Origin of the sequence: Prochlorococcus sp. MIT 1306 (genome assembly GCF_047304515.1) — a bacterium.
Taxonomy (GTDB): Bacteria; Cyanobacteriota; Cyanobacteriia; order PCC-6307; family Cyanobiaceae; genus Prochlorococcus; species Prochlorococcus marinus_D.
Window position 1 is genome coordinate 1,859,534 of the sequence record NZ_CP138959.1, and the last position, 21,933, is coordinate 1,881,466.

Annotated in this window: 21 protein-coding genes; 9 read left to right on the forward strand and 12 right to left on the reverse strand. The window is 52.9% G+C overall.

Translation table 11 applies throughout. The features are described from left to right. Positions 1–19 precede the first annotated feature (19 nt). On the forward strand, positions 20–1,483 hold the full coding sequence (locus SIB74_RS09405; RefSeq protein WP_063396823.1) for a phosphoglucomutase/phosphomannomutase family protein: 1,464 nt from the start codon (positions 20–22) through the stop codon (positions 1,481–1,483). Next, the gene (gene rdgB, locus SIB74_RS09410; protein WP_063396822.1) at positions 1,480–2,091 is read left to right on the forward strand and encodes an RdgB/HAM1 family non-canonical purine NTP pyrophosphatase; all 612 of its coding nucleotides are present in this window, start codon (positions 1,480–1,482) and stop codon (positions 2,089–2,091) included. The genes SIB74_RS09405 and rdgB overlap by 4 nt, the downstream gene beginning before the upstream one ends. 38 nt (positions 2,092–2,129) lie before the next feature. Here the strand turns inward: rdgB and SIB74_RS09415 are convergent, their stop codons facing one another. Next, a complete protein-coding gene (locus SIB74_RS09415; RefSeq protein ID WP_063396821.1) occupies positions 2,130–3,344 on the reverse strand; it encodes an MFS transporter in 1,215 nt (404 codons plus the stop codon). 52 nt (positions 3,345–3,396) lie between these two features. Further along, positions 3,397–4,113 carry an SIMPL domain-containing protein gene (locus tag SIB74_RS09420; protein ID WP_063396820.1) on the reverse strand — a complete coding sequence of 239 codons (717 nt, stop codon included), beginning with the start codon at positions 4,111–4,113 and terminating at the stop codon, positions 3,397–3,399. A gap of 240 nt (positions 4,114–4,353) precedes the next feature. On the opposite strand from SIB74_RS09420, the gene SIB74_RS09425 reads away from it, so the two are divergent. Then, entirely contained in the window at positions 4,354–6,192 is a 1,839-nt protein-coding gene (locus SIB74_RS09425) for a calcium-binding protein (RefSeq protein WP_074159160.1), read from the forward strand. A gap of 88 nt (positions 6,193–6,280) precedes the next feature. Here SIB74_RS09425 and SIB74_RS09430 read toward each other — a convergent pair whose 3' ends face one another. From SIB74_RS09430 to SIB74_RS09445, 4 genes are all read right to left on the reverse strand, one after another. After that, complete coding sequence (locus tag SIB74_RS09430; RefSeq protein ID WP_063396998.1) at positions 6,281–7,804, reverse strand: carotenoid oxygenase family protein; 1,524 nt, start codon at positions 7,802–7,804, stop codon at positions 6,281–6,283. 66 nt (positions 7,805–7,870) lie between these two features. Beyond that, entirely contained in the window at positions 7,871–8,500 is a 630-nt protein-coding gene (gene hisB, locus SIB74_RS09435) for an imidazoleglycerol-phosphate dehydratase HisB (RefSeq protein WP_063396816.1), read from the reverse strand. A 27-nt stretch (positions 8,501–8,527) separates the two neighbouring features. Beyond that, positions 8,528–9,310: an enoyl-ACP reductase FabI gene (gene fabI, locus SIB74_RS09440; RefSeq protein ID WP_041374942.1), complete on the reverse strand. Its 783-nt coding sequence runs from the start codon at positions 9,308–9,310 to the stop codon at positions 8,528–8,530. 99 nt (positions 9,311–9,409) lie between these two features. Continuing rightward, positions 9,410–9,973, reverse strand: coding sequence for a hypothetical protein (locus tag SIB74_RS09445; protein ID WP_063396997.1), 564 nt, complete (start codon positions 9,971–9,973; stop codon positions 9,410–9,412). Between SIB74_RS09445 and SIB74_RS09450 the strand changes: the two genes are divergently transcribed. The 4 genes from SIB74_RS09450 (at position 9,962) to SIB74_RS09465 (ending at position 13,696) form a co-directional block, all read left to right on the forward strand. Then, positions 9,962–10,627, forward strand: a complete 666-nt coding sequence (locus SIB74_RS09450; RefSeq protein WP_063396996.1) for a thioredoxin family protein — start codon at positions 9,962–9,964, stop codon at positions 10,625–10,627. The two genes, SIB74_RS09445 and SIB74_RS09450, sit on opposite strands and share 12 nt — an antisense overlap. Before the next feature lie 54 nt (positions 10,628–10,681). Further along, complete coding sequence (locus SIB74_RS09455; protein ID WP_063396995.1) at positions 10,682–11,908, forward strand: DegT/DnrJ/EryC1/StrS family aminotransferase; 1,227 nt, start codon at positions 10,682–10,684, stop codon at positions 11,906–11,908. A gap of 266 nt (positions 11,909–12,174) precedes the next feature. Then, a complete protein-coding gene (locus tag SIB74_RS09460; RefSeq protein ID WP_413681678.1) occupies positions 12,175–12,906 on the forward strand; it encodes a glycosyltransferase family 39 protein in 732 nt (243 codons plus the stop codon). After that, complete coding sequence (locus tag SIB74_RS09465; RefSeq protein WP_413681680.1) at positions 12,899–13,696, forward strand: hypothetical protein; 798 nt, start codon at positions 12,899–12,901, stop codon at positions 13,694–13,696. The genes SIB74_RS09460 and SIB74_RS09465 overlap by 8 nt, the downstream gene beginning before the upstream one ends. A 295-nt stretch (positions 13,697–13,991) precedes the next feature. Here SIB74_RS09465 and SIB74_RS09470 read toward each other — a convergent pair whose 3' ends face one another. Then, positions 13,992–14,552: an NUDIX hydrolase gene (locus SIB74_RS09470; RefSeq protein ID WP_041375232.1), complete on the reverse strand. Its 561-nt coding sequence runs from the start codon at positions 14,550–14,552 to the stop codon at positions 13,992–13,994. Positions 14,553–14,621: 69 nt separating this feature from the next. Continuing rightward, positions 14,622–15,317, reverse strand: a complete 696-nt coding sequence (gene folK / locus SIB74_RS09475; protein WP_369818055.1) for a 2-amino-4-hydroxy-6-hydroxymethyldihydropteridine diphosphokinase — start codon at positions 15,315–15,317, stop codon at positions 14,622–14,624. On the opposite strand from folK, the gene SIB74_RS09480 reads away from it, so the two are divergent. Next, complete coding sequence (locus SIB74_RS09480; protein WP_011827097.1) at positions 15,253–17,397, forward strand: putative cobaltochelatase; 2,145 nt, start codon at positions 15,253–15,255, stop codon at positions 17,395–17,397. The genes folK and SIB74_RS09480 overlap by 65 nt on opposite strands. A 52-nt stretch (positions 17,398–17,449) precedes the next feature. Here SIB74_RS09480 and SIB74_RS09485 read toward each other — a convergent pair whose 3' ends face one another. Next, a complete protein-coding gene (locus SIB74_RS09485; RefSeq protein WP_063396814.1) occupies positions 17,450–18,325 on the reverse strand; it encodes an MlaD family protein in 876 nt (291 codons plus the stop codon). After that, on the reverse strand, positions 18,325–19,068 hold the full coding sequence (locus SIB74_RS09490; protein WP_063396993.1) for an ABC transporter ATP-binding protein: 744 nt from the start codon (positions 19,066–19,068) through the stop codon (positions 18,325–18,327). The genes SIB74_RS09485 and SIB74_RS09490 overlap by 1 nt, the downstream gene beginning before the upstream one ends. 239 nt (positions 19,069–19,307) lie before the next feature. Here SIB74_RS09490 and SIB74_RS09495 point away from each other — a divergent pair, with 239 nt between their 5' ends. Beyond that, positions 19,308–20,630: a gluconeogenesis factor YvcK family protein gene (locus SIB74_RS09495; RefSeq protein ID WP_063396813.1), complete on the forward strand. Its 1,323-nt coding sequence runs from the start codon at positions 19,308–19,310 to the stop codon at positions 20,628–20,630. On the opposite strand, the gene SIB74_RS09500 is transcribed toward SIB74_RS09495, so the two are convergent. Together SIB74_RS09500 and SIB74_RS09505 are read right to left on the reverse strand one after the other, a co-directional pair. Continuing rightward, the gene (locus tag SIB74_RS09500; protein ID WP_063396812.1) at positions 20,624–21,181 is read right to left on the reverse strand and encodes an NAD(P)H-quinone oxidoreductase subunit J; all 558 of its coding nucleotides are present in this window, start codon (positions 21,179–21,181) and stop codon (positions 20,624–20,626) included. The two genes, SIB74_RS09495 and SIB74_RS09500, sit on opposite strands and share 7 nt — an antisense overlap. After that, positions 21,178–21,930: an NADH dehydrogenase subunit K gene (locus SIB74_RS09505; protein ID WP_063396811.1), complete on the reverse strand. Its 753-nt coding sequence runs from the start codon at positions 21,928–21,930 to the stop codon at positions 21,178–21,180. The genes SIB74_RS09500 and SIB74_RS09505 overlap by 4 nt, the downstream gene beginning before the upstream one ends. Positions 21,931–21,933 lie beyond the last annotated feature (3 nt).

Here is a 21,933-nt window from a genome sequence, read left to right on the forward strand (position 1 = left end):
GTCCATTAGTTGATCATTTATGGCATCGGCCCCCCTGCCGCTGGCCGCGGCCCCCATCCACTTCGGTACCGACGGTTGGCGCGGGGTCATCGGCGTAGATATCACAGTCGAAAGGTTGTTAACCGTTGCTGCTGCTGCTGCACAGGAGCTGGCCTATCGCGCACCCACAGAACTCAAAAGCCGCTCAGTGATCATCGGCTACGACCGCCGCTTTCTAGCTCCGGAAATGGCAGAGGCCATTGCTGCCGCCGTGCGCGGCTGTGAGCTGGAGCCCTTACTCACCGAAACGCCTGTGCCGACACCTGCCTGCAGCTGGGCAGTCGTTCAACATCAGGCCCTTGGCGCCTTAGTGGTGACAGCCAGTCACAATCCGCCGGAATGGTTAGGGCTAAAAATCAAGGGGGCCTTTGGCGGCTCAGTGGAAGACACTTTCACCGCAGCGGTGGAACAGCGACTTGCTGCCGGAGGGATCTCAGTACCCATCAATGGAATTACCAAGCGATTTGATGGGCGTGGGCAGCATCTCGACGGATTGCGAGAGAAGCTCGATTTAACGTCCCTGATCAAGGGCCTGCAGAAGATGGGGCTCAAGGTCATCATCGATCCGATGCACGGTTCAGCAGCGGGTTGCATTGCCGAGCTACTGGACCCGCACAACCAGGGCTTGGTTCAAGAAATTCGCGCCCAGCGCGACCCGTTGTTCGGCGGCAACCCGCCCGAACCCCTCGCCCCATATCTGAAGCAGCTGATCGCAGCTGTGCAGGCCTCCAGCGCTACCGGACAACCCGCCGTGGGTCTGGTGTTCGATGGCGATGGCGACCGCATTGCAGCCATAGATGAAGCTGGCAACTTCTGCAGCACTCAGCTGCTGATGCCCCTCCTGATTGACCACCTCGCCCGAGCCAAACAACTGCCAGGCAAGGTTGTAAAAACCGTGAGTGGCTCTGACCTAATGCGTCTGGTTGCTGAGGATCTAGGCCGGGAGGTGCTGGAACTACCGGTTGGGTTCAAATACATCGCCGCTGAAATGCTCAGCGGCGATGTGCTGGTGGGAGGTGAGGAATCAGGAGGGGTGGGCTTCGGAATGCACCTACCTGAAAGGGATGCCCTCTTTGCAGCCCTGCTTGTACTGGAAGCACTTGTGGAGGGAGGGCAGCCCCTCGGCGCACGCATGAAAGCCCTGCAAGAGCGTTGTAGGGGGAGCAGTTTTTACGAACGCTTCGATCTACGCCTTGCTGATATGGACTCGCGACAACGACTAGAAACGCTGCTTGAGCAAACCCCTCCAGCCACAGTTGCTGATCAACCCGTTCAGACCGTGATCCGTACAGATGGCGTGAAATTTCGACTTGGACCTAGCCACTGGTTGATGCTGCGTTTCTCCGGCACCGAACCCCTGCTCAGGATCTACTGCGAAGCTCCCAGCGAGACAGACGTCAAAGCAGCTCTGAACTGGGCAAAGCAGCTCGCAGAACGAACATGAGCAGCAATGAATTGACAGAGCGGGTGCTGGTGATCGCCAGCGGCAATGCTGGCAAAATCCGTGAGTTCCGTCAGTTGCTGGCTCACCTGCCGCTCAGCGTGCAAGCCCAACCCAAAGATCTTGCCGTGGAAGAAACAGGACAGACCTTTGCAGAGAATGCACGCATCAAGGCCCTGACAGTTGCTCAAGCCACGGGGCAATGGGCCCTCGCAGATGACTCCGGTCTCAGCGTAGAGGCACTGGCAGGGGCCCCTGGGGTCTATTCAGCCCGCTATGCCGCGAGTGATGCCCTAAGGATTGAGCGCCTACTACAAGAACTCAAAGGGATCGATGATCGCCGCGCTCACTTCAGCGCTGCTCTTTGCATCGCATCTGAGACGAATGAAGTTTTACTGGAGGTCGAAGGCCGCTGCGAAGGTTTGATCACCCACGCAGCGCGAGGAGAAAAAGGCTTCGGCTATGACCCGATCTTCGAAGTCAACGCAACCGGCACAACCTTTGCAGAGATGACTATTGAGCAAAAACGCCAATGGAGCCACAGAGGTTGCGCCTTTGCCCTGTTAGATCCAGCCCTGCAAGAACTGCTCCACAAACAAAACAAGCCCTAATCACGAGCCCACCGAATCGCCAAACAATCAATCCGCTCTCAGCTAAGGAATTGAGCAGATCGCTTGATGGTGTTGATCTGAAGCAAGGCAGCCAAAATGATCCCCAACAAAGCAAGGCTGCCGTAGGTCAACACCACCAGAGTTGTGTTGCCGGGGGTCGATACCTGCAGCAATACCCCAGAGAGCATGATCATCAACGCTCCCATCAACGTGCCTGCTGTATTCACAAAGGCGACAACAAGAGCCGTTTGAGCTGGAGGAGCTGCAGCTTCTGCAAGAGGAAAAGCCAAAACACTCGTGCCAAGGCCCAGACCAAGAATGGCTCCAGCCAAAATCAAAACGATGACGGATTGAGGGTTGGTCGCCACCAAGACCAACAGAGCGGCGGCGGCGCTGCAGCTGCCCGCCAACAAGATGGGAGCACGCCTGGACTGATGACTGCCAAGCCAACCTGCCCCAAGCATTCCTACGGATGTAAAGAGGGAAAGAACCATGCCCACGCCCACCTTGAGGGAACCGCTCCACCCCTCAACCTCGGACAGCAAGCCATATTGACAAAAGCCAAAAAGAGTTCCAGCACCCCAGGCATAAATCAAGGCCGCATGGACAACCTTCTTGATGGCATCGGCACTCCAGCGCCCTGAATGATCAGTGACTTGGCGTTCGCGGATCGATTGGCTGGGCTTTGCACGACTCTGCTGCGAGCTGGCAACAACCACGACAACTAACGGTGTTGCCACCAGCAACGCCAGCACCATGATCTGCAACGTCACCTGCTGCCGCCAGGAGCCCAAATGGATCAACACAGGCATCACGGCTGCCAAGGCGGCGCCAAAACCAAGCAGGCTGTCGGTAGCACCCATCGCCAAAGCAAAACGCTGCGGCGGCAGGGTTCGCCTCGCAAGCAGCCCTGAGGCCGGGAAGGCAACAGCACAAGCAAGACCCATGCCAGCGCGGCTGATGATCAAGCCATGAAGGGTTTCAGCTCGAGCGAAGGCCAGTGTCAGTGCAGTAGCCGTGATGGCACCGAGTAACAGCCAACGTTCGGCACGGCCACGATCCAACACCCAACCGACAGGAATCTGAACGAGGCCATAGGGCAGCAAGAAGGCTCCCCCCACAACGGCAACATCAGCAGAGGAGAGATCAAGCTCATCAGCGAGCGATTGATCGAAATATTGAAAGCTCGTTTCAGACCAAACCATCCAGGCCACGAAGAGCAGGCTGAGGATCCAAAGCAAGCGATCGCGCATCAAGTCATTGAAGACATCCAGGAAAATGTATTGGCTGCGAATCTGTTTGTCTTCAAGACAAGCAGTAATCGAGATTCAGCGTGAGCGACTGGCGCGGCTGCGGTGCTTCGTCGGGATTGAACCGTGAGCTTGCTGCTTTTGCAAAACTGAGCGGGCGTATCGAGCCATCACCGCGCTGATCAATGCGCAGCAATCGCACCTGCTTGAGGCCAAGTGCATCAGAGGTGGTTTCAGCCTGATGCTTGCCCTGCTGTAGAGCCCTACGCAACAACTGATTCATCAATTGCTGTTCGCTAGCAAGATCAGCACGTGAAGACATGCCTTGCAAATCAACGCCAGGCAACCTGCCTGCGATCTGAATCAACGCGTCGTAATTGGATCGGCCCACCTCACCACTGACGCTGGTAAAAGCACGCTGCAAGCGTGGTTTGTCGCTAGTGCCATCCATGGCATAACTGCGCGGAGCAGGAATCTTTAGATCATCAAGGATGAGTGGCCGCACGCGACTGCGAACTGTGACTAAGCGCTGATTGAGCTGATCCATTGCTGCCGATGAAGTTTTCCCCTCGGCTTCAACTTGCAAGGAAAAACGAAAGCGATCTGAACGCAGCTCGCCACTTTCACGAACACTGAGCTGCAGCAAAGTGCCATCACAACGAAGCTCACCAGCATGAGCAGGCGAGCTTGCTAAGCCCATCAATCCACTAGAGCCAACAAGCAAGCCAACCATCAAGGGAGAGCACAACAACCGCATCGGAGCTGAAAACATTGAACATGTAGATTCCTAATTTAGATCTAGCACCCTTGAGCCATCAAAGTGTGAATGAATTACATAGCAAAGGCGCCAATTCACAACCAAACATGACTGGAGAGCAATGGATTCCCTTTTACTTTCTCCAACAAAATTGATCAATTAAATAGCAATGATCACAAGTAAATAAAAAGCCGCAATACTCTACGGCGCCTATACTATATTGCCCTATTATCAATCAATACAAACTTTACATCAATGGGCAATCAGATCTCTCCAAACCCAAACCAAAATGATATACATGCAAAAGATGGTGATTTTAATGATGATATATTTGAAAACTACGGAACAATTTGGGTAAAAAATGTTATCCTGAACAACACATACGAACTGCACAACAACGACGGCGGCACGCTGCACAACTTCAAGAGCGGCACGCTGAACAACATCGACGGCGGCTTGCTGTTCAACTACGAGAACAGCACGCTGAACAACAACGGCACGCTGAACAACAACGGCCGTCTGAAGAACTACAGCATGCTGAACAACAACAGCAGCGGCACGCTGAACATCTACGGCCCCGACAGCTATCTGGAGAACGGAGGCGACAGCATCATCAGCGGCACGCTGAACAACAACGGCACGCTGAACAACATCGACGGCGGCTTGCTGTTCAACTACTCCTGGCTTGCTACACAACTAAGCACGCTGAACAACAGAGGGTATCTGAGCAACAACGAGAGCAGCACGCTTAGAAACTATAGCGCCACGCTTAACAACAGCGGCAGGCTTGACAACTTGGGAATTCTGATCAACGACAAGATAAGCACGCTGGATCGGACACCACCACCCTGCACGTTTAACAACAGCGGCAGGCTTGACAACAGCGGCAGGCTTGACAACATCGACGGCGGCGAGATTAACAACAACGACGGCGGCGAGATTAACAACAAAGGCACGCTGAACAACATCTACGGCGGCACGCTGAACAACAACAGCAAGCTGAACAACTACGGCGGCGGCATGCTGAACAACAACAGCACGCTTATTAACAACGTAGCCGGCAGGCTGCACAACAACAGCTGGCTTATTAACAACAGAGCCGGCATGCTGAACAACAAAGGCACGCTTATTAACAACAGCGCCGGCAAGCTGCACAACAGCGGCACGCTGAACAACAGCGGTATAATTGAAAATTCTGACAATAGACTAAAAGAAAAGGGGTTTATTAATAACGGAACCTATACAGGCGATGGCCAAATTAAAGGCAGTTGGACAGACCATGGTCACGTCAAGCCAGGGAGTTCCGCAGGCGGAATGCTCGTTGATGGCCATTATTACAAGAAAGGTGGCTCTACAGAAATAGAACTAGGTGGTATAGACGATGGCGCTGGCGATCGCACCGCTACAGAACACGATTGGATTGAAATTACTGGCAACCTAGAACTCGCAGGAGAACTCAATGTTTCGCTGATTGATGAATTCAAACTCTCTGCTGGTGATTTCTTTGTGATCACCAAAGTTGGTGGAGATCTCACTGGTCAATATGAGGGCCTTGATGAAGGAGATTCAGTAGGCAGATTTGCCAGCGATAATGGAGGTACCCTAGAGCTCTTCATTACCTACAAAGGTGGTGATAGCAATGATATTGCGCTCTACGCCCAATCATTATCTGGTGTTCTTCCTGAGAGCTTGCGTGAACCAAAAATCATTGGTTCTGATGCTGATGATTCCTTAACTGGAACCTCCGCAGATGAAGTGATCTTTGGTGGTAGTGGTGATGATGTTTTACTAGGAGGCGGTGGAGATGATCAAGTTACTGGAGGCAATGGCGATGATCGGCTATATGGTGGTTACGGTGATGACATTCTCAAAGGTGATCGAGGCGCTGATACCTACAGGCTGAGTCGTGGTAATGATGTGATCATCGCCTTTTCATTCGCTGAAAACGATCGCATCTCTGTAGCAGATGGAGATGAGCTTTCCTTTGAGCAAGTTGGTGATGATCTATTGCTCACAGCAGATGGCATTCACACCACCTTGAAGGATGTTGATAAGGGTGAGTTTCTCGCTGCTGATGTGATTGACTTTGTCTAGTCAACCAACCAAATCCTGAAGTTTAGAGCGAACAAATTCAAAATAAGCTTGGAATTTGTTCGCCAATTAACACCCTAAACTCAAGCAATCAATCAGCAGCAACCCAGCTGCCATGTAATCCGTATGGAATGGTAATAGGCATCTCAAGCACTGCCTGCTCGCTTAAATCGTTTGCATTCAGAATCAACAACTGACTGGCACGACGCTCTCCATTCCATACAAAAACCAACAGCCAACCATCATCCTCAGCTTCACTGCCAGGGCGTGGCACCATCAATGGCTCACTGACAAATCCACGCGGCGCTGCACTCCATAAGCATTGATCACCATTGCTCAAATCCAGTTTCTTGATCGCCTGTAGGGGGGCATAGCCGGTTTCACGCTCTGCCACAGCCATCCATGCATAACGAGCCGACAACCCTTCTCGGCGTGGATTGACCATCGCAAATTCACAACAACGCTCACTAAAGCGCTTGGTTTCAATTCCTTTCCCAAAAAGATTGATGCGGCACTGCTCTAATCGACCCTCAGGGAAAAAGTCAAAGTCCATCGAGAGGAAGTCCTCGCCGGGATCAATCGAGGGGTAATCGCTGTAATAAATGCTCTCCAACACCAACTCATCCCCCTCTTCCCAAGCATTGAGATGGTGAAAAACAAAACCATCGGGAGCATCAAAGATGCGCGGCGGCTGCCCAGCAAAAGTGCCGCAATCACGAGGAATCAACCAAAACTTTGCCTGGCCTCCAGGCTTAGACGTTAAACATTGCGCCGCACCCTTCTGACCCAGCACAAACGGCAACGGATTGAAGTTGATCGCATTCTGCAAAAAGAGCGTCCAGTTGGGAGTAATCGCGAAGTCATGCAGAAAAGCAAAACCCTTAAAACTGTCTGTGCGATCACTGATGAGGCGTCCCGCATCTGGCCCCTGAGTGGCAAACTCCATCAGCCGGATCTTGCTAGTCGGCCCTGTGTTCACACCAAAGGTGACCATGCGAGGTTCGCCATGGTGGCCAGGATCGAAGCGGGGATGAGCGCTAAAAGCCTCTCCATGCTTCAGCACCCCATTCAGACTCGAAAGCCCATGAGTTTCCAAGCTGACAGGGTCCAGCGCGTGCGGGCCAGCCGCCTCCCAAAGAGCCAGTAACTGATCGCCAAGTTGAACCACTTGGGTATTGGCAATGTTCTTGAAACGCACGTCAAAAGCATTCGCCTTCGCCCCACCACGCTTCTGCGTGCCAAACACTCCCCGATAGAGGAAGCGACCAGCCTTTTCCTCTTCCTGCCAGTATTTCGTTCGCACAAAGCGATTACTCAGCGTGGCCTTGCTATCGCTGAATCGCACAGCAGTGATCATGCCGTCGCCATCAAAGGGGTGATGCACCCATTGCCCATCGCGTTCAAACCTGCCTGGACCATTGCGATAGTGGCTGCCTTGCAGTTCAGCTGGAATCTGTCCCCTCAGGGGACTTAAAGACACAGCATTGAGCTCTTGCTCAACATTGCAATAACCACTTGCCCAGTCATCCCGATCAAACCCGCCGGGTACATCTATTGAGGTCGCGGACACTGTTGAAGGGCTATCGCTCACTGTGCTCACTGCAAGGCTGATCAAGATTGACCAATCCTTACGCAAAAGGGCTTGCAGCCGCGAGCGAGGAAATCCCCACTCCCCAAGCATTCAGCTCTTCTGCCCGCCAGCCTGCTCCAGCACACCCTTGCTGCTAGGTACTGCACCGGCCCTTCGCGGGTCGATTTCAATTGCCATGCGCAGAGCTCTGGCAAAGGCCTTGAAACAAGCTTCAACGATGTGGTGGGAATTGGTGCCTGCCAACTGGCGAATATGCAGGGTGAGGCCGCTGTTGTTCACAACTGCCACGAAAAACTCCTTCACCAACTCGCTGTCGTAGCTACCAATGCGCTGAGAGGGAATTTGCAGGCCATAACTGAGATGAGGCCTACCGGAGCAATCCAGAACAACCTGAACCAACGCCTCATCGAGTGGTGCCACAAAATGACCGAAGCGGTGGATGCCACGTCGATCTCCAAGCGCCTGAGATAGGGCCTGACCAACAGCAATACCCACATCCTCATTGGTGTGATGGTCATCGATGTGGGTGTCACCAGTCGCGGTGATCTCTAAATCCAGCAGGCCATGGCTGGAAAGCTGGTGAAGCATGTGATCGAGGAAGGCGACCCCCGTAGAAACGTTGCACTGACCACAGCCATCAAGCCCAACACGAACAAGCACGTCGGTTTCAGCGGTGACGCGATGAACATCCCCCTGCCTTAGCGACGTCATGATGCCCATCCAAATGAAGTCATGCTGCCAGCCAAATCACATTCCGTTAATGCAGTAACCAGCATCCACATAAAGCGTCTGACCGGAGATACCACTGGAAAGATCGCTCAACAAGAACGCGGCTGTATTGCCAACTTCGATCTGGGTCACAGTGCGACGCAAGGGAGCCTTTTCTTCAACGTTATGAATCATCTCGAGGATGCCGCCGATCGCAGAACTAGCCAAGGTGCGAATGGGGCCAGCACTGATCGCGTTCACACGCACCTGCTTATCAGGGCCAAGTTCTGCAGAGAGATAACGCACTGAAGCCTCCAGAGCAGCCTTGGCAACACCCATCACGTTGTAATTCGGAATGGCACGATCTGCACCGAGATAGGTCAACGTCACAACCCCTGCACCATCACTAAACAAAGGCTTGGCGTAATGACAAAGCGGGGCCAGCGAGTAGGCACTGATCTCCAAGGCGCGTGCGAATCCCTCGGCCGAGGTGGCGCTGTAATCACCCACCAATTCTTCCTTGCCTGCAAAGGCAAGACAATGGACCAAACCATCCAACTGGCCCCACTGCTGGGCAATCACAGCAAACACCTCCTCGATCTGATTGCTGTCCTGCACATTCAAAGGCAAAAACAAACTGGGTTCTAGAGGAGCAGTGAGATCGCGCACCTTGCCTTCCGAACGGCCCCTTTCATCCGCTAAATAGGTAATCCCCAGCTCAGCGCCGGCGGCTTTCAACTGTTGAGCGATGCCCCAGGCAATGGAACGGTTGTTGGCGATACCTGTGACGAGGATCTTCTTACCGCTTAGATCGAGAAGCATCAGAGCGAACGAACTAGGGAACATTGGCAGCGATTCTCTCCCATGCCACGCCGAGTTTCACTGGATGCCCCGAATAAGGTCGCCAAGAGCTCTATTCGATCAGCTTCCAGACGAGTTGCCGTTTAACAACTCCTCCTGAAGCTTCCTCTCTTCTTCTGGATCCCTGAGCAGGTCTTCTTCCTCCAACGCAGGCAATCTCAAAGGCTTCACCTGATCAGCAGCGCGGGGCGGCTCCTGCCAGCGCCATCTCGCCCTAGGCGCCCGATCAACACAAAGAGCCTTCAGCTCACGCTTCAAGGCACTGCGCACATCCCCGCGAGCCACTACCACGAAAAATTCCTTACGAGACGCAAGCCCTGAGCTGAATGGGGCATTGCCATTGCCATTGAAAAGCCTTGCAGGGTCTGGCAACCAACGGGGCGTACAGATCCCTGGATCACTGGTATCCGTTTCGAGAAAGAGATGCACGCCATAACCATCAGGCTCACTCACCACCGCCAGGCCGTCATGAGCTTGATGCCGCTGCAAGGGATAAATAGCCCAGCTGGGTTTGGAAGACGACGTCATACAGCCGTTAAGCACTACGGCCAAAGCCACTAACAGGAAGGTCTTTCCTTTTGCATTGACTTGCTTCAAGGCATTGATGCCGCCATGCAAAGTCATCCTGAACCAGCATTGAAGGGCTGCTTTCCCAACATGGCCCTCACTCCCTCGACGATGCTGCCTCTCGGGACCCCCTTACCCTCGTTTGCATTGAAGGTGGTACCCGGCACCAATCTTGAGATCGATGGCGGGCTTGGCGCCCTGAACACAATCAACACAAGCAGCCTGCCAACCAAGCCCCTCCTGCTGATGGCGCTTTGCGCCCACTGCCCTTTCGTGAAACACATTGAAAAAGAACTGACCCATCTTGATCAGGACTACGGAGATTCCGTGCAGCTACTGGCTATCGCCAGCAACAGTCTGATCACTCATCCCCAAGACGGTCCTGAGCAGCTCGCAGCTCAGGCCAAGCAGCAAGGCTGGCGGTTCCCATATCTACTGGATACTGACCAAAGCCTCGCCAAGGCCCTACAAGCCGCCTGCACCCCAGACTTCTTCCTCTTTGCCCCCTCTCCACAAGGACTGCAGCGACTCTGCTACCGCGGCCAACTGGATAACAGCCGCCCTGGGAACGATGCACCTGTGACTGGATCAGACCTACGTGCTGCCTTAGAGGCCGTTTTGAACGGGCAAGATGTCTCTCCCAACCAGCAGGCCTCAATCGGCTGCAACATCAAGTGGCACCCAGGACAAGAGCCCCCCTGGTTCGGCTGATCTGCCACTTCAAAAGCGGCTAAACCGTCTTCGGCTCGGCTTAAGGTGCTTCTCATGCAGGTGCCCCCTTTTAGCCTTACGCAACAGCTAGCCGAACTGGGGCCTGACCTTGATGAGGCGGTCTTGCGCGTGCTGCGCAGTGGCCAATACATCGGCGGCGCCGAAATTGAATCTTTTGAACAAGCCTTTGCCAACTCCCTTGGCGTGCCTTATGTCGTTGGTTGCAACAGCGGCACCGATGCTTTGGTCCTGGCCCTGAGGGCACTGGATATCGGAGCAGGAGATGAGGTGATCAGCTGTTCTTTCAGCTTTTTTGCCACTGCCGAGGCAATCAGTTCGGTCGGCGCCACACCTGTCTTCGTGGACGTCGAAGCGGACACCTATCTCATCGACCTGGAACAAATCGAAGCAGCAATAACCCCAGCCACTCGTGCTCTTTTACCAGTTCATCTTTTCGGCCGCCCCGTCAACATGGAGCAGCTGATGGCCATCGCCAACAAACATGGGCTGAAAGTAATCGAAGATTGTGCCCAAGCCAGTGGTGCAGCGTGGAACGGACGATCTGTAGGCAGTTGGGGCGATGTGGGCTGCTTCAGCTTCTTTCCCACCAAAAACCTTGGCGGCGCTGGCGATGGTGGAGCCGTCAGCACACATGACGCAAAGCTTGCTCAGCGAATGCGAGAACTCGCTGTTCACGGAATGCCGCGTCGATATTTGCATACCGAACTTGGCTACAACAGCCGACTGGATGCACTGCAAGCCGCCGTTCTCAACGTGAAACTACCAAGGCTTTCTTGCTGGGTTGAGAAGCGACAAGCCATCGCGACCCGTTATCAAACGTTGCTCACAAACCTTCCTTGCCTCGAGCTTCCAGAGCAAACAAAAGCAAGCCATCTGCAACATGCATGGAACCAATTCGTGGTGCGGGTAACGAGCTGCCCAATCAACCAAAGCAACTCTGAGAGCCTTGGCAAACCGTCAAAAACCAATGGCAGCAATACCCTGCCGGATAGCAGTTGCCGTGATTGGCTCAAACAAAGTCTTCTAGAACATGGCATTAACACCATCATTTACTACCCAATCCCGATCCATCTCCAACCGGCATATGAAGGGCTTCGCCAAGGCCCGGGCAGCCTGCCGGTCACTGAACAGCTTTGCAGTCAAGTTCTGAGCTTGCCGATCTTCCCAGAATTGAGCGAAGAGCAGCAGCAACAGGTTGTCTCTATGTTGCACAAGCTGCTGAGTCCAGCAACCACAACTCAAATGAGCAAGGTTGCTTAAAAAGCCTAATAACATCGCTGCTGCGGCTTTTCAATCACCTACGCTGCTCAAGATCAGTAGATGCCACTTACAACGGCAAAAATCTTTGCAATGATCATTTCAAAGGAGCAGGAGTAACTTCATCTCACAGACGGAAGCGCAATTCTCATTAACAATTTCATTCCTCATCCGCTCAATGATCGAGATCTACTCATCTAGAACAATCAGCCAACCTTTGCACTTAGACCCACAAAAAGAAACAACTAGCCAGAGCTGAACCAAGGAGAATGAACAAGAAAACGATTGCTCAGCCTGCCCATGATGCACATTCAGCGGCCTTTACAATATTTTCCTTACCATCGCCAAGCAGATGGAGAATATGCCTACTCATCATAGCCCTAATCTGCTCAGCAGCATTCATCTTCAAAGCCTTAGCGGCGGTCAACCTCACCAGCCTTTGGAATGATGAACTCTCCACAGTAGAGAAATCCTTCCAACCATCACTAAGTTTTCTGATTGACTATTTGCGTACCGATGTTCACCCTCCTTTTTATTATGTCATTCTCTGGTTGACAGGAAAGATCTTCGGAGAAACTGTCATGGTGCTGAGGTCATTCTCCTGGGTCGCATATGTCATTGGCTGTGCAGCAATAAGCGCTGCAGCCTGGAGCTATCAGAAATCATCAGTTGCCTCAATCTGTGCGCTCTTACTGTCTTGCTCAATACCTTTCACAGTTAGCTATTCAGTCGAGGGCAAAGCTTATGCATTCTTATTTGCATTGATCAGCATCGCACTAGTATTTCGCTTGCGCGTCATACAAAACAAAACTAACTCGAGGTACTTATACATACTTACATATGCAGCAGTAGGTCTTACTCATTATTACGGGCTTGGTCTATTAATTGTACAAACATTAATAGATGGATTCCGTAAAAAAAAGTCGCCTTTTTTCTTGTGGTTGCTTAGCTCTTCTACTGCCAAGCCTTTGGATGTTAATCAACTTAGGATTCTTGACTAGCCAAGAAGGACGAGAATGGCTAGAGCCTACTAGCCTTCTCTCACCAAAATTACTTCAATATCTTCTTTTAACTGCCTTAGGTCCACACTGGCAACTAGTCCTTGCGATAGGCCTTGGAACCTTCCTTCTACTGAAATTCACCCAAGTAAATACTTCTTCTCCTTCAAGCCTATTGCTAATACAAGCATGGGGAGTAGATGCAGGCCTGCTACTCTTAATAATCACTTATACAATATCTATCTGGAAGCCTTCTGCATTGCCTCGTTATTATATAGTTCTAGCACCTGCTTGCCTAGGAGCCATTAGTTGCTGGCTAGGGGCACACATACATTCCAAAGAGCTGCTGCAATGGCGCGGGGTTCTTCTAACAGGAATCATAGCAATTCTATTATCACTTTTCTGGACAGATTCATTCACAAGAATAGCCCCAGAAAGCCCCTATAAACAACGCAACGACTCAAATTACCGGGCCCTGTCTATTAACGCAGCCGCAAGCAAAATAAAGCTCACGCGTCAATGCAGTGAGCTCAATGCCAGTGATTATGTGCTAAGGCAAGGCAGACTATTATTGCCAGGCCCAAACTGGATTTGCATCAATAATAAAAGACTGCTTAAAATCGCTTCAAAAATTAAAGTTGGCCAAGAAATCGTCATCGCTGATAGCAAATCAAGCAACCTACGCAAGCAGCGATTACAGAAAGACGCCAAAGCGCTAGAAGCAATGGGATTCAACTGCTCCAAAGCAGAAATGATCGAGCCTGCAAGTCAAGTCATACGTTGCTTGCGTTAGCCAAAGTGGAATGAATCAATAGAGTGGCTCTTACGATTCCTTGAGAGCAATAAGCCAGAAAGTGAATGCCGGAATGTTGCTAATTACATATTATGTGTCTACCAAATAAGCCAAAATTAAAAAAATAACCATCACTATGGTCCATAATCCATTCAGCCAAGCAACCTCAACTTACATGAGCAAGGTTGCTTAAAAAGCCTTATTTAATACCTGCTATGACTTGTTATCAAGCAGAACCTCCAAACACAAATACTGCTTCGCAGTAATACCAGAGCAACCAACAGGATGGTGATCGTTAGAGACCCAACAACTGACGCGCCCGATACCAAGCGGTAATGCTCTTACCATCCAGAGCTTCATCACCACTAGCTAAGCAAGCATCGAATTCAGCTGGGGTCATATGCAGCACCTCAAGATCCTCGTCTTCATCACCAGCAGGAGATTCGCTCAGGGCTTTAAGGTCGCGGGCCAGAAAAAGGTGTATGACTTCATCGGAGTAGCCAGGGCAAGGCAGCATCTGCCCCAAAGAATCCCAGCGAGCTGCGCTGTAGCCAGCCTCCTCTGCCAGTTCCCGCTCCATCGAAGCCTGGGGATCTTCACCATCCTCAAGCGTGCCAGCAGGAAATTCCAGGATGCGGCGGGCTACCGCAAAGCGGTACTGACGCAGCACCACAACCCTGCCATCGGCAGTGATTGGCACCGCTAAGGAAGCACCTGGATGGCGAATCAGACCAAAGAGACCCTGTACCCCAATCGGCAGCTCAAAACGATTGATCTCAAAACGAATCTTTCTTGCCTCCAATGCTGCTGTGGTTTCCAACAGCAAAGACGGCTCAGGGGGCGGAAGAGGCACCATGTTGACCACAAACAAAGAACTCCCAGCATGGTGGCTGATGACCAGACAAGGACTTGAATTGCGCCACCCCTATTCAAGCCAGTCCAAATCAGGGGGAATCCGGCGCGGCACCTGACCCACTCCCGTTAGGGCCGCTGCAAGTGGCACCACGACAAAACTTCGTTCAATCAGACGGGGGTGAGGAAGGATTAGGGCCTCGTGCTGAACCTGTAGTGCGCCCCAGGCAAGCAAATCAAGATCCAGTGTGCGCGATTCCCAGCGCATCAACTCTGCCTGGCGATCTCGTCCGAAGCGCTTCTCCAGGGCCAGAAGCCTGGCTAATAAGGACAGCGCAGCGGCTTCACAAGGCTGCAACAAAGCAAGCCGCGGCCCATCCACCACAACTACCGCATTGATGTAGACAGGCTGCTCGGGTGGACCGCCAACGGGGTCCGTCTCAAATAATGGCGACCAACGGCAACGCAAACCTGCAGGATTCACCCTTTCGCCTGATGCCTCTCCAAGCGATGTTGAGAGCCACTCATGGATGGTCTGCTCTAACTCAGGCCGCACTGCCCTCAAGGTGGCATGAGGAGGTCCAAAAGCACTAGCCAAATTGGCTCCTAGTGCCACCGCCAACGTGCTTGGAGCAGAATAAGCAGTAGAAACTCCAAGTTGATCAGCGAGACTGGCGCACACGTCATCGAGCCGGGGGGACTCCATGGTTGCAAGCGGATCGGCCGCAACTGCCAACACAAGGTCCAGAGATCGAGCAGGCCAGGACATGGCCACTCGTGCTTTTCCTCTTGCCGCAATCACAGGCCATGGAACGCTCAAGCTTTCACTGCTCCTAGCAGCGGTTGATCCAGAACTGGGTGGGGTGGTGATCGCCGGCGGCCGCGGCACTGGCAAATCGGTCTTGGCACGGGGACTGCATGCACTGCTACCGCCAATCGATGTCCTCGATCTGGAAGCCCTTAGCAAAGATCAGCAGACTTCACAAATTCATCGCCCCATTGGCCTCAACCTGGATCCACAGCTCCCTGAGGAATGGGACGAAGCGAGCCAACGCCTGCTAACGCAACAGGGCGCCACCGATGAGGAGAACTCAAAGGAGTCACTGCCGAGCCGTGTGATCCCAGCACCCTTTGTGCAAGTTCCAATTGGCATCACTGAAGACAGACTTGTTGGCGCTGTAGACGTCACGGCCTCCCTAACCAGCGGAACCCCAGTCTTCCAACCTGGACTACTAGCAGAAGCCCATCGGGGAGTGCTCTATCTCGACGAGCTCAATCTGTTGGATGACGGCATCGTCAACCTCATGCTGGCGGCAGTGGGAGCCGGCGAAAACCGAGTAGAGCGAGAAGGCCTCAGCCTCAGCCATCCCTGCCGTCCACTACTGATTGCTACTTACAACCCTGAAGAAGGGGCAATGCGCGACCACCTATTGGACCGTTTCGCCATCGCTCTCTCCGCCGACCAGCTGATCAGCAACGAGCAACGTGTTGAGATCACCGAGGCAGTACTGGCCCATGGCCAATGCAGTGTGAGCTTCGCTGCAAAGTGGGCCCAGGAAACCGAAGCACTGGCAACCCAGCTGCTACTGGCTCGTCAATGGCTGCCGGATGTACAAATCAGTCACGCACAGATCGAATATCTGGTCAATGAAGCCATTCGTGGAGGCGTGGAAGGGCATCGCTCTGAGCTTTATGCAGTACGCGTGGCAAGGGCCCACGCGGCTCTCAGCGGCCGAGACCAGGTTGAAGCAGACGACCTCCAAGTCGCCGTGCGGCTGGTGATTGCACCGCGTGCATTGCAGTTGCCGCCTCAAGAAGAGCAAATGGAGCCCCCCCCGCCAGAGCAACAGCAAGCACCGCCACCACCAGATCAATCGCAAGAAGACACTTCTGAAGAAGATGAGGATGAAGATGATGACGAAGACACCCCTGAAGAGCAGACATCACCACCGGTTCCAGAAGAGTTCATGCTTGATCCAGAAGCAATTGCAATCGATCCAGACCTTTTGCTGTTTTCTGCAGCCAAGTCAAAAAGTGGAAACAGTGGCAACCGTTCGGCAGTACTAAGTGACAGCCGTGGCCGCTACGTCAGGCCCATCATCCCTCGTGGCCCTGTTCGACGTATCGCCGTCGATGCGACATTAAGAGCTGCAGCCCCATATCAAAAAGCTCGGCGATCTAGACAGCCGGATCGCACCGTGATTGTCGAAGAAGGAGATCTGAGAGCCAAGTTGCTGCAACGCAAGGCTGGTTCACTCGTCATTTTCCTTGTTGATGCAAGCGGTTCGATGGCTCTAAATCGCATGCAGGGCGCCAAGGGAGCTGTCATTCGCTTACTCACCGAGGCCTATGAGAACCGAGATGAGGTTTCACTCATCCCATTCCGAGGAGAACAAGCGGAGGTTTTACTACCTCCAACCAAATCGATTACTGCAGCAAAAAGAAGGCTAGAAGTGATGCCCTGCGGCGGAGGCTCTCCTCTCGCCCATGGTCTTACCCAGGCTGCTCGTGTGGGTGCTAACGCATTGTCTAAAGGAGATCTCGCCCAAGTTGTCGTTGTTGCCATCACGGATGGACGCGGCAATGTGCCTTTAGGGACCTCACTGGGTCAGCCACAACTTGAAGGAGAAGAGCCACCTGATCTAAAGCAGGAATTACTTGATGTAGCGAGCCGCTACCGCAGCCTTGGAATCAAATTGCTAGTCATCGACACCGAGCGTAAGTTCATCGGCAGTGGCATGGGCAAGGACCTAGCAGAAGCCGCCGCCGGCAAATACGTCCAACTACCAAAGGCAACTGATCAAGCAATTGCCGCCATCGCAATGGAGGCAATTGACCAAGTCAAATAATACTTAAGCCTATAAATTTATCACGTATATAGGCTCTAAAGAGCATCATACATCAAAGTCTATCACCACCAGTTTGAGCCGGGTAAAGCTCATTAAAAAACTCACCAAAACCAATCGTAACGCTACGCACAGCATTCATGAATTGCGGATCATTCGTAAGCTTTTCCACATCTCCACCAACTGCATCAAATTTTGCCGTAAGAGAGCGGGCGTAACTCACAGTCTGCTTGAGATCATTAACTGTTTTGGGATTGTCGAATGCTTCAACCACATTGTTGATATGTCCGGTTGCAAGATTGAGATTGCTGATTATCGGTTCAGCGCGAGCCAGCTCATCCTTGAGCTGACGCATTAATTTGGAGACATCTTCGGCCGTGCTCTCGATCTGCTTGGTGGAGTCAACCAAATACGTGACTAACTTCTGCTTCTCTGCCTCTTGCAGGAGGCGATCAAGCGTTTCTGTCACTGAAGAGATGTTCACCGGAGGCTCACCAACAATCGTTGCCCCGTTACACAACACCTTGCTGCCAGAACAATCCATTGATCTAGGCAGAGGAGCATTAGCAGACAACGGCTTGCCAAGACTCACCAACGCCACCTGAGAATCACCCCCAAGCAATGAACTAGAGGCCACCTTGGCGACAACCGGCTTGGAAAGGCGCAGATCACCCTTATTGATTTCAAGGGTGGCCTGCACAGCTTGAGAAGTCACATCGATTTTGACGACAGTGCCCACCAAGATGCCGCGATAAGTCACGGGAGAACGTTCAGCAAGACCAGTTGCATCTGGGAAGTTCACCTTGATGCTCCAAACCTTGGCGCCAAGACGCACTCCCCTTAACCAGAGCAAGGTTCCGGCAAAGGCAACCACTGCTCCAACGATGGAGAATCCAACAATCGCATCACGAACGCTGCGTCGCATAGACATCAATGCTCTTCAGGTTGCATTGGCCCGCGAAGACTACCGGTACGGAACTGTTCAACATAAGGATTATCCGTCTTACCGAAGTCTTCTATAGAGCCAGCCCAGTGAAACTTGCCTCCATAAAGCATCACCACCCTTTCTGCAGAACGTTCAATCGTGCTGCGTACATGGCTCACAACTACCGAACAACCTCTGGCCACGGTGGTGGTCTTAACAATTAAATCTTCAATTCGTGTGCACGCCACAGGATCAAGTCCCGCAGTTGGCTCGTCATAAAGCAATAACGGCATCGCTCCGCTCTCCCGATCAGGATCATCAATCAGGGCCCTAGCAAAACTTACTCGTTTCTGCATGCCACCACTGAGCTGGCCTGGGAGTTGATCAGCCACATCGTAAAGCCCTACAGCTTCTAGACAAGCTATGGCTCGCTCACGAATTTCCTTCTGCTTAATGCGCCCCCCCCGCATCAACAAAAACCCCACGTTCTCCTCAACCGTGAGGGAGGCCAGCAACGCTGGGTTTTGAAATACAAGGCGCACATCAGGGGGTTGCTCCTGATCAAGACGCAAATAAGCCTGCTGCTCACCAAAGAGGCGAAGCTCTCCGCTCGTAGGCAACTCCAAACCTGCCAGCAACCGCAACACCGTTGACTTACCAGCACCAGAGGGCCCCACGACCGCCAAGCGTTCCCCAGGCTGCATTGCCAAGTTGACCTGATCAAGCACTGGCCATTGTCCCCACTGCATGGTGAGATCACACATCTCGACCACGGGGGTGGCTTTTGACACAAATACCCTGTGCTGGGAACCGAGTCATTGTGCCCGGGATGTCGAAGAAGGAAAGCTTTCGTACAGTTGCGTTAAAGACCTATGGCCGGTTTGTCCCCGCGCATGTGACCTCGCCCAAACACCGCTTTAGTCAGCGCCGCTCTCATCAGCGTCGCGCCAGTATCAAAGGGATAAAGGCTGCTAGCGAAAGGGGTCTAATGATCCGTTCTCGCAGAGCAGTGAGTTGGCTGCTACCTGGACTGGTCGTCAAGCGCTGGCTGCTCACTTCGGGCCTGGGCCTTCTCATGGCACTCCTAGGAGCAGCCATCTGGGCGGACCTCAAGCCCATCTACTGGATCATCGAGACCCTCGTCTGGCTACTGGGAACAATCACAACTGTGCTGCCACGCAGCATTACAGGTCCTTTAGTGGTCTTAATCGGAGCCGCCCTAGTGCTGTGGGGACAAAGCCGCAGCTTTGGCTCGATCCAACAAGCACTAGCGCCCGACAAGGACACCGTGCTCGTTGACGCCCTTCGTGCCAAAAGCAAACTCAACCGTGGCCCTAACATCGTTGCCATCGGAGGTGGAACAGGCCTCTCCACTCTGCTTAGTGGCCTGAAGCGCTACAGCAGCAACATCACAGCGATCGTCACAGTGGCTGACGATGGCGGCAGTAGCGGAGTCCTGCGTCGCGAACTTGGTGTTCAGCCCCCAGGCGACATTCGCAACTGCCTGGCTGCACTCTCAACCGAAGAACCCCTGCTCACACGACTGTTTCAATATCGTTTCTCAGCAGGTAGTGGTCTAGAGGGCCACAGCTTCGGCAATCTCTTTCTCTCTGCACTATCAGCGATCACGGGCAATCTAGAGACAGCCATCACAGCGTCTAGTCGAGTCCTCGCAGTTCAGGGTCAGGTCGTTCCCGCTACCAATGCAGATGTACAGCTCTGGGCGGAACTAGAAAACGGCCAGCGCATTGAAGGGGAATCAGCGATCGGCAAGGCCCCAAGTCCAATCGTGAGGCTTGGCTGCTTGCCCGCACAACCGCCAGCCCTGCCCCGCGCCCTAGAGGCAATCTCTAATGCAGACCTGATTCTTTTAGGACCTGGCAGCCTCTATACATCCCTATTACCCAATTTGCTTGTACCGGCATTAGTTCGAACCATCCAGCAGAGCCGAGCACCGAAGCTCTACATCTGCAACTTAATGACTCAACCCGGCGAAACAGATGGACTGGATGTTGTTGGTCACCTAAGAGCAATCGAAGCCCAACTCGCCAGCCTGGGCATCAGCCAGAAACTATTCAATGCCGTATTGGCCCAGGATGACCTAGGAGAATCCCCATTGGTGAAGCACTATCAAGCACGAGGTGCTGAACCGGTCAACTGTGATGCTCAAGCACTCATCGCCAAGGGCTATGAGTTGATGCAAGCTCCATTGCAAGGGAAAAGGCCTCGCGCAACTCTGCGCCATGACCCACGCAGCCTTGCCCTAGCGGTGATGCGCTTCTATCGAAAGCATAAAAAGAATGCTCAATAAGCATCCTGCATCTCATAAAAGTCGGGCTGCACATAATCTTTCCGCAGTGGCCAGCCCTTCCAGTCTTCAGGCATTAGCAACCTTTTCGGATGGGGATGTCCCTCAAAGTTGATGCCGAACATGTCAAAGGTTTCCCTCTCCTGCCAGTCAGCTCCGCGAAACAAGCCGTAGATCGATGGGAGCGAAGGTGTGTCTTCACGGGATAAAAACACCTTGAGACGTACCTCACGGACCTTGGCCGCTTCCGACGACGAATCTCCCACCCCCATCTTTGCAACCATTTCAGCCATGGCCACGAGATGATAGAAGCAGACCAGCTGCTGGCCAGGGCCTTCGTCATAGCCACCCTGGCATTGAAGATAATCAAAACCATCAGCCTTGAGAGCTGCAACGATCACCTGCAGGAACATCGACTCCACACCAATCACCTCCACACCAAGATGATCAGGATCAAGCAACTGATGCTCAAAACCCTGCTGGTTGAGCCAGCTGCTTACAGGTCCAGGTTCCGGACCCGCCGGCACCGTGGGGGTGGAAGGGGTCTCGCTCATGACTCGTAGGTTGATGAAGGCTGAGAAGCTGGGCTGGCATCAATTTCAGAGGTATTCAACTCCGCAGCAATTGGTAGCCCAGCACCAGGCTTCAAGGCAGCTTTCTGGGTATCAGCACTCAAGTAGGCCCCGGTGATAATTGGCTCAACTCGCTTCATTTGATGGGGCACTGTGAAGTAGCGGTGGGTCTGGGCAATCTTGATCCGCTCAGAGACCGATTCATCACCCACTTTTTTGCGTAACTTGATCACCGCATCAAAAATTGCTTCAGGGCGAGGTGGGCACCCTGGGAGATACAGATCTACGGGGATGAGCTTGTCTACTCCACGCACAGCGGTAGTGGAGTCAGCACTGAACATGCCACCAGTGATCGTGCATGCACCCATAGCAATCACGTATTTAGGCTCAGGCATCTGCTCATAAAGCCTGACCAGGGCTGGAGCCATCTTCATGGTCACCGTGCCCGCAACGATGAGGAGATCAGCCTGCCGAGGAGAGCTTCGGGGCACCAATCCAAAACGGTCAAAATCAAAACGTGATCCAATCAGAGCCGCGAACTCGATAAAGCAACACGCGGTGCCATACAGCAACGGCCAGAGACTGCTAAGCCGAGCCCAATTGTGTAGATCGTCCAGACTTGTGAGAATGATGTTCTCACTCAAGTCACTGGTCACACTGGGAGCGCCGACAGGGCCACAACTCGCTGCACGCAAGTCACGTACGGCATCGATGGAGGGGGTCACTGACATGAA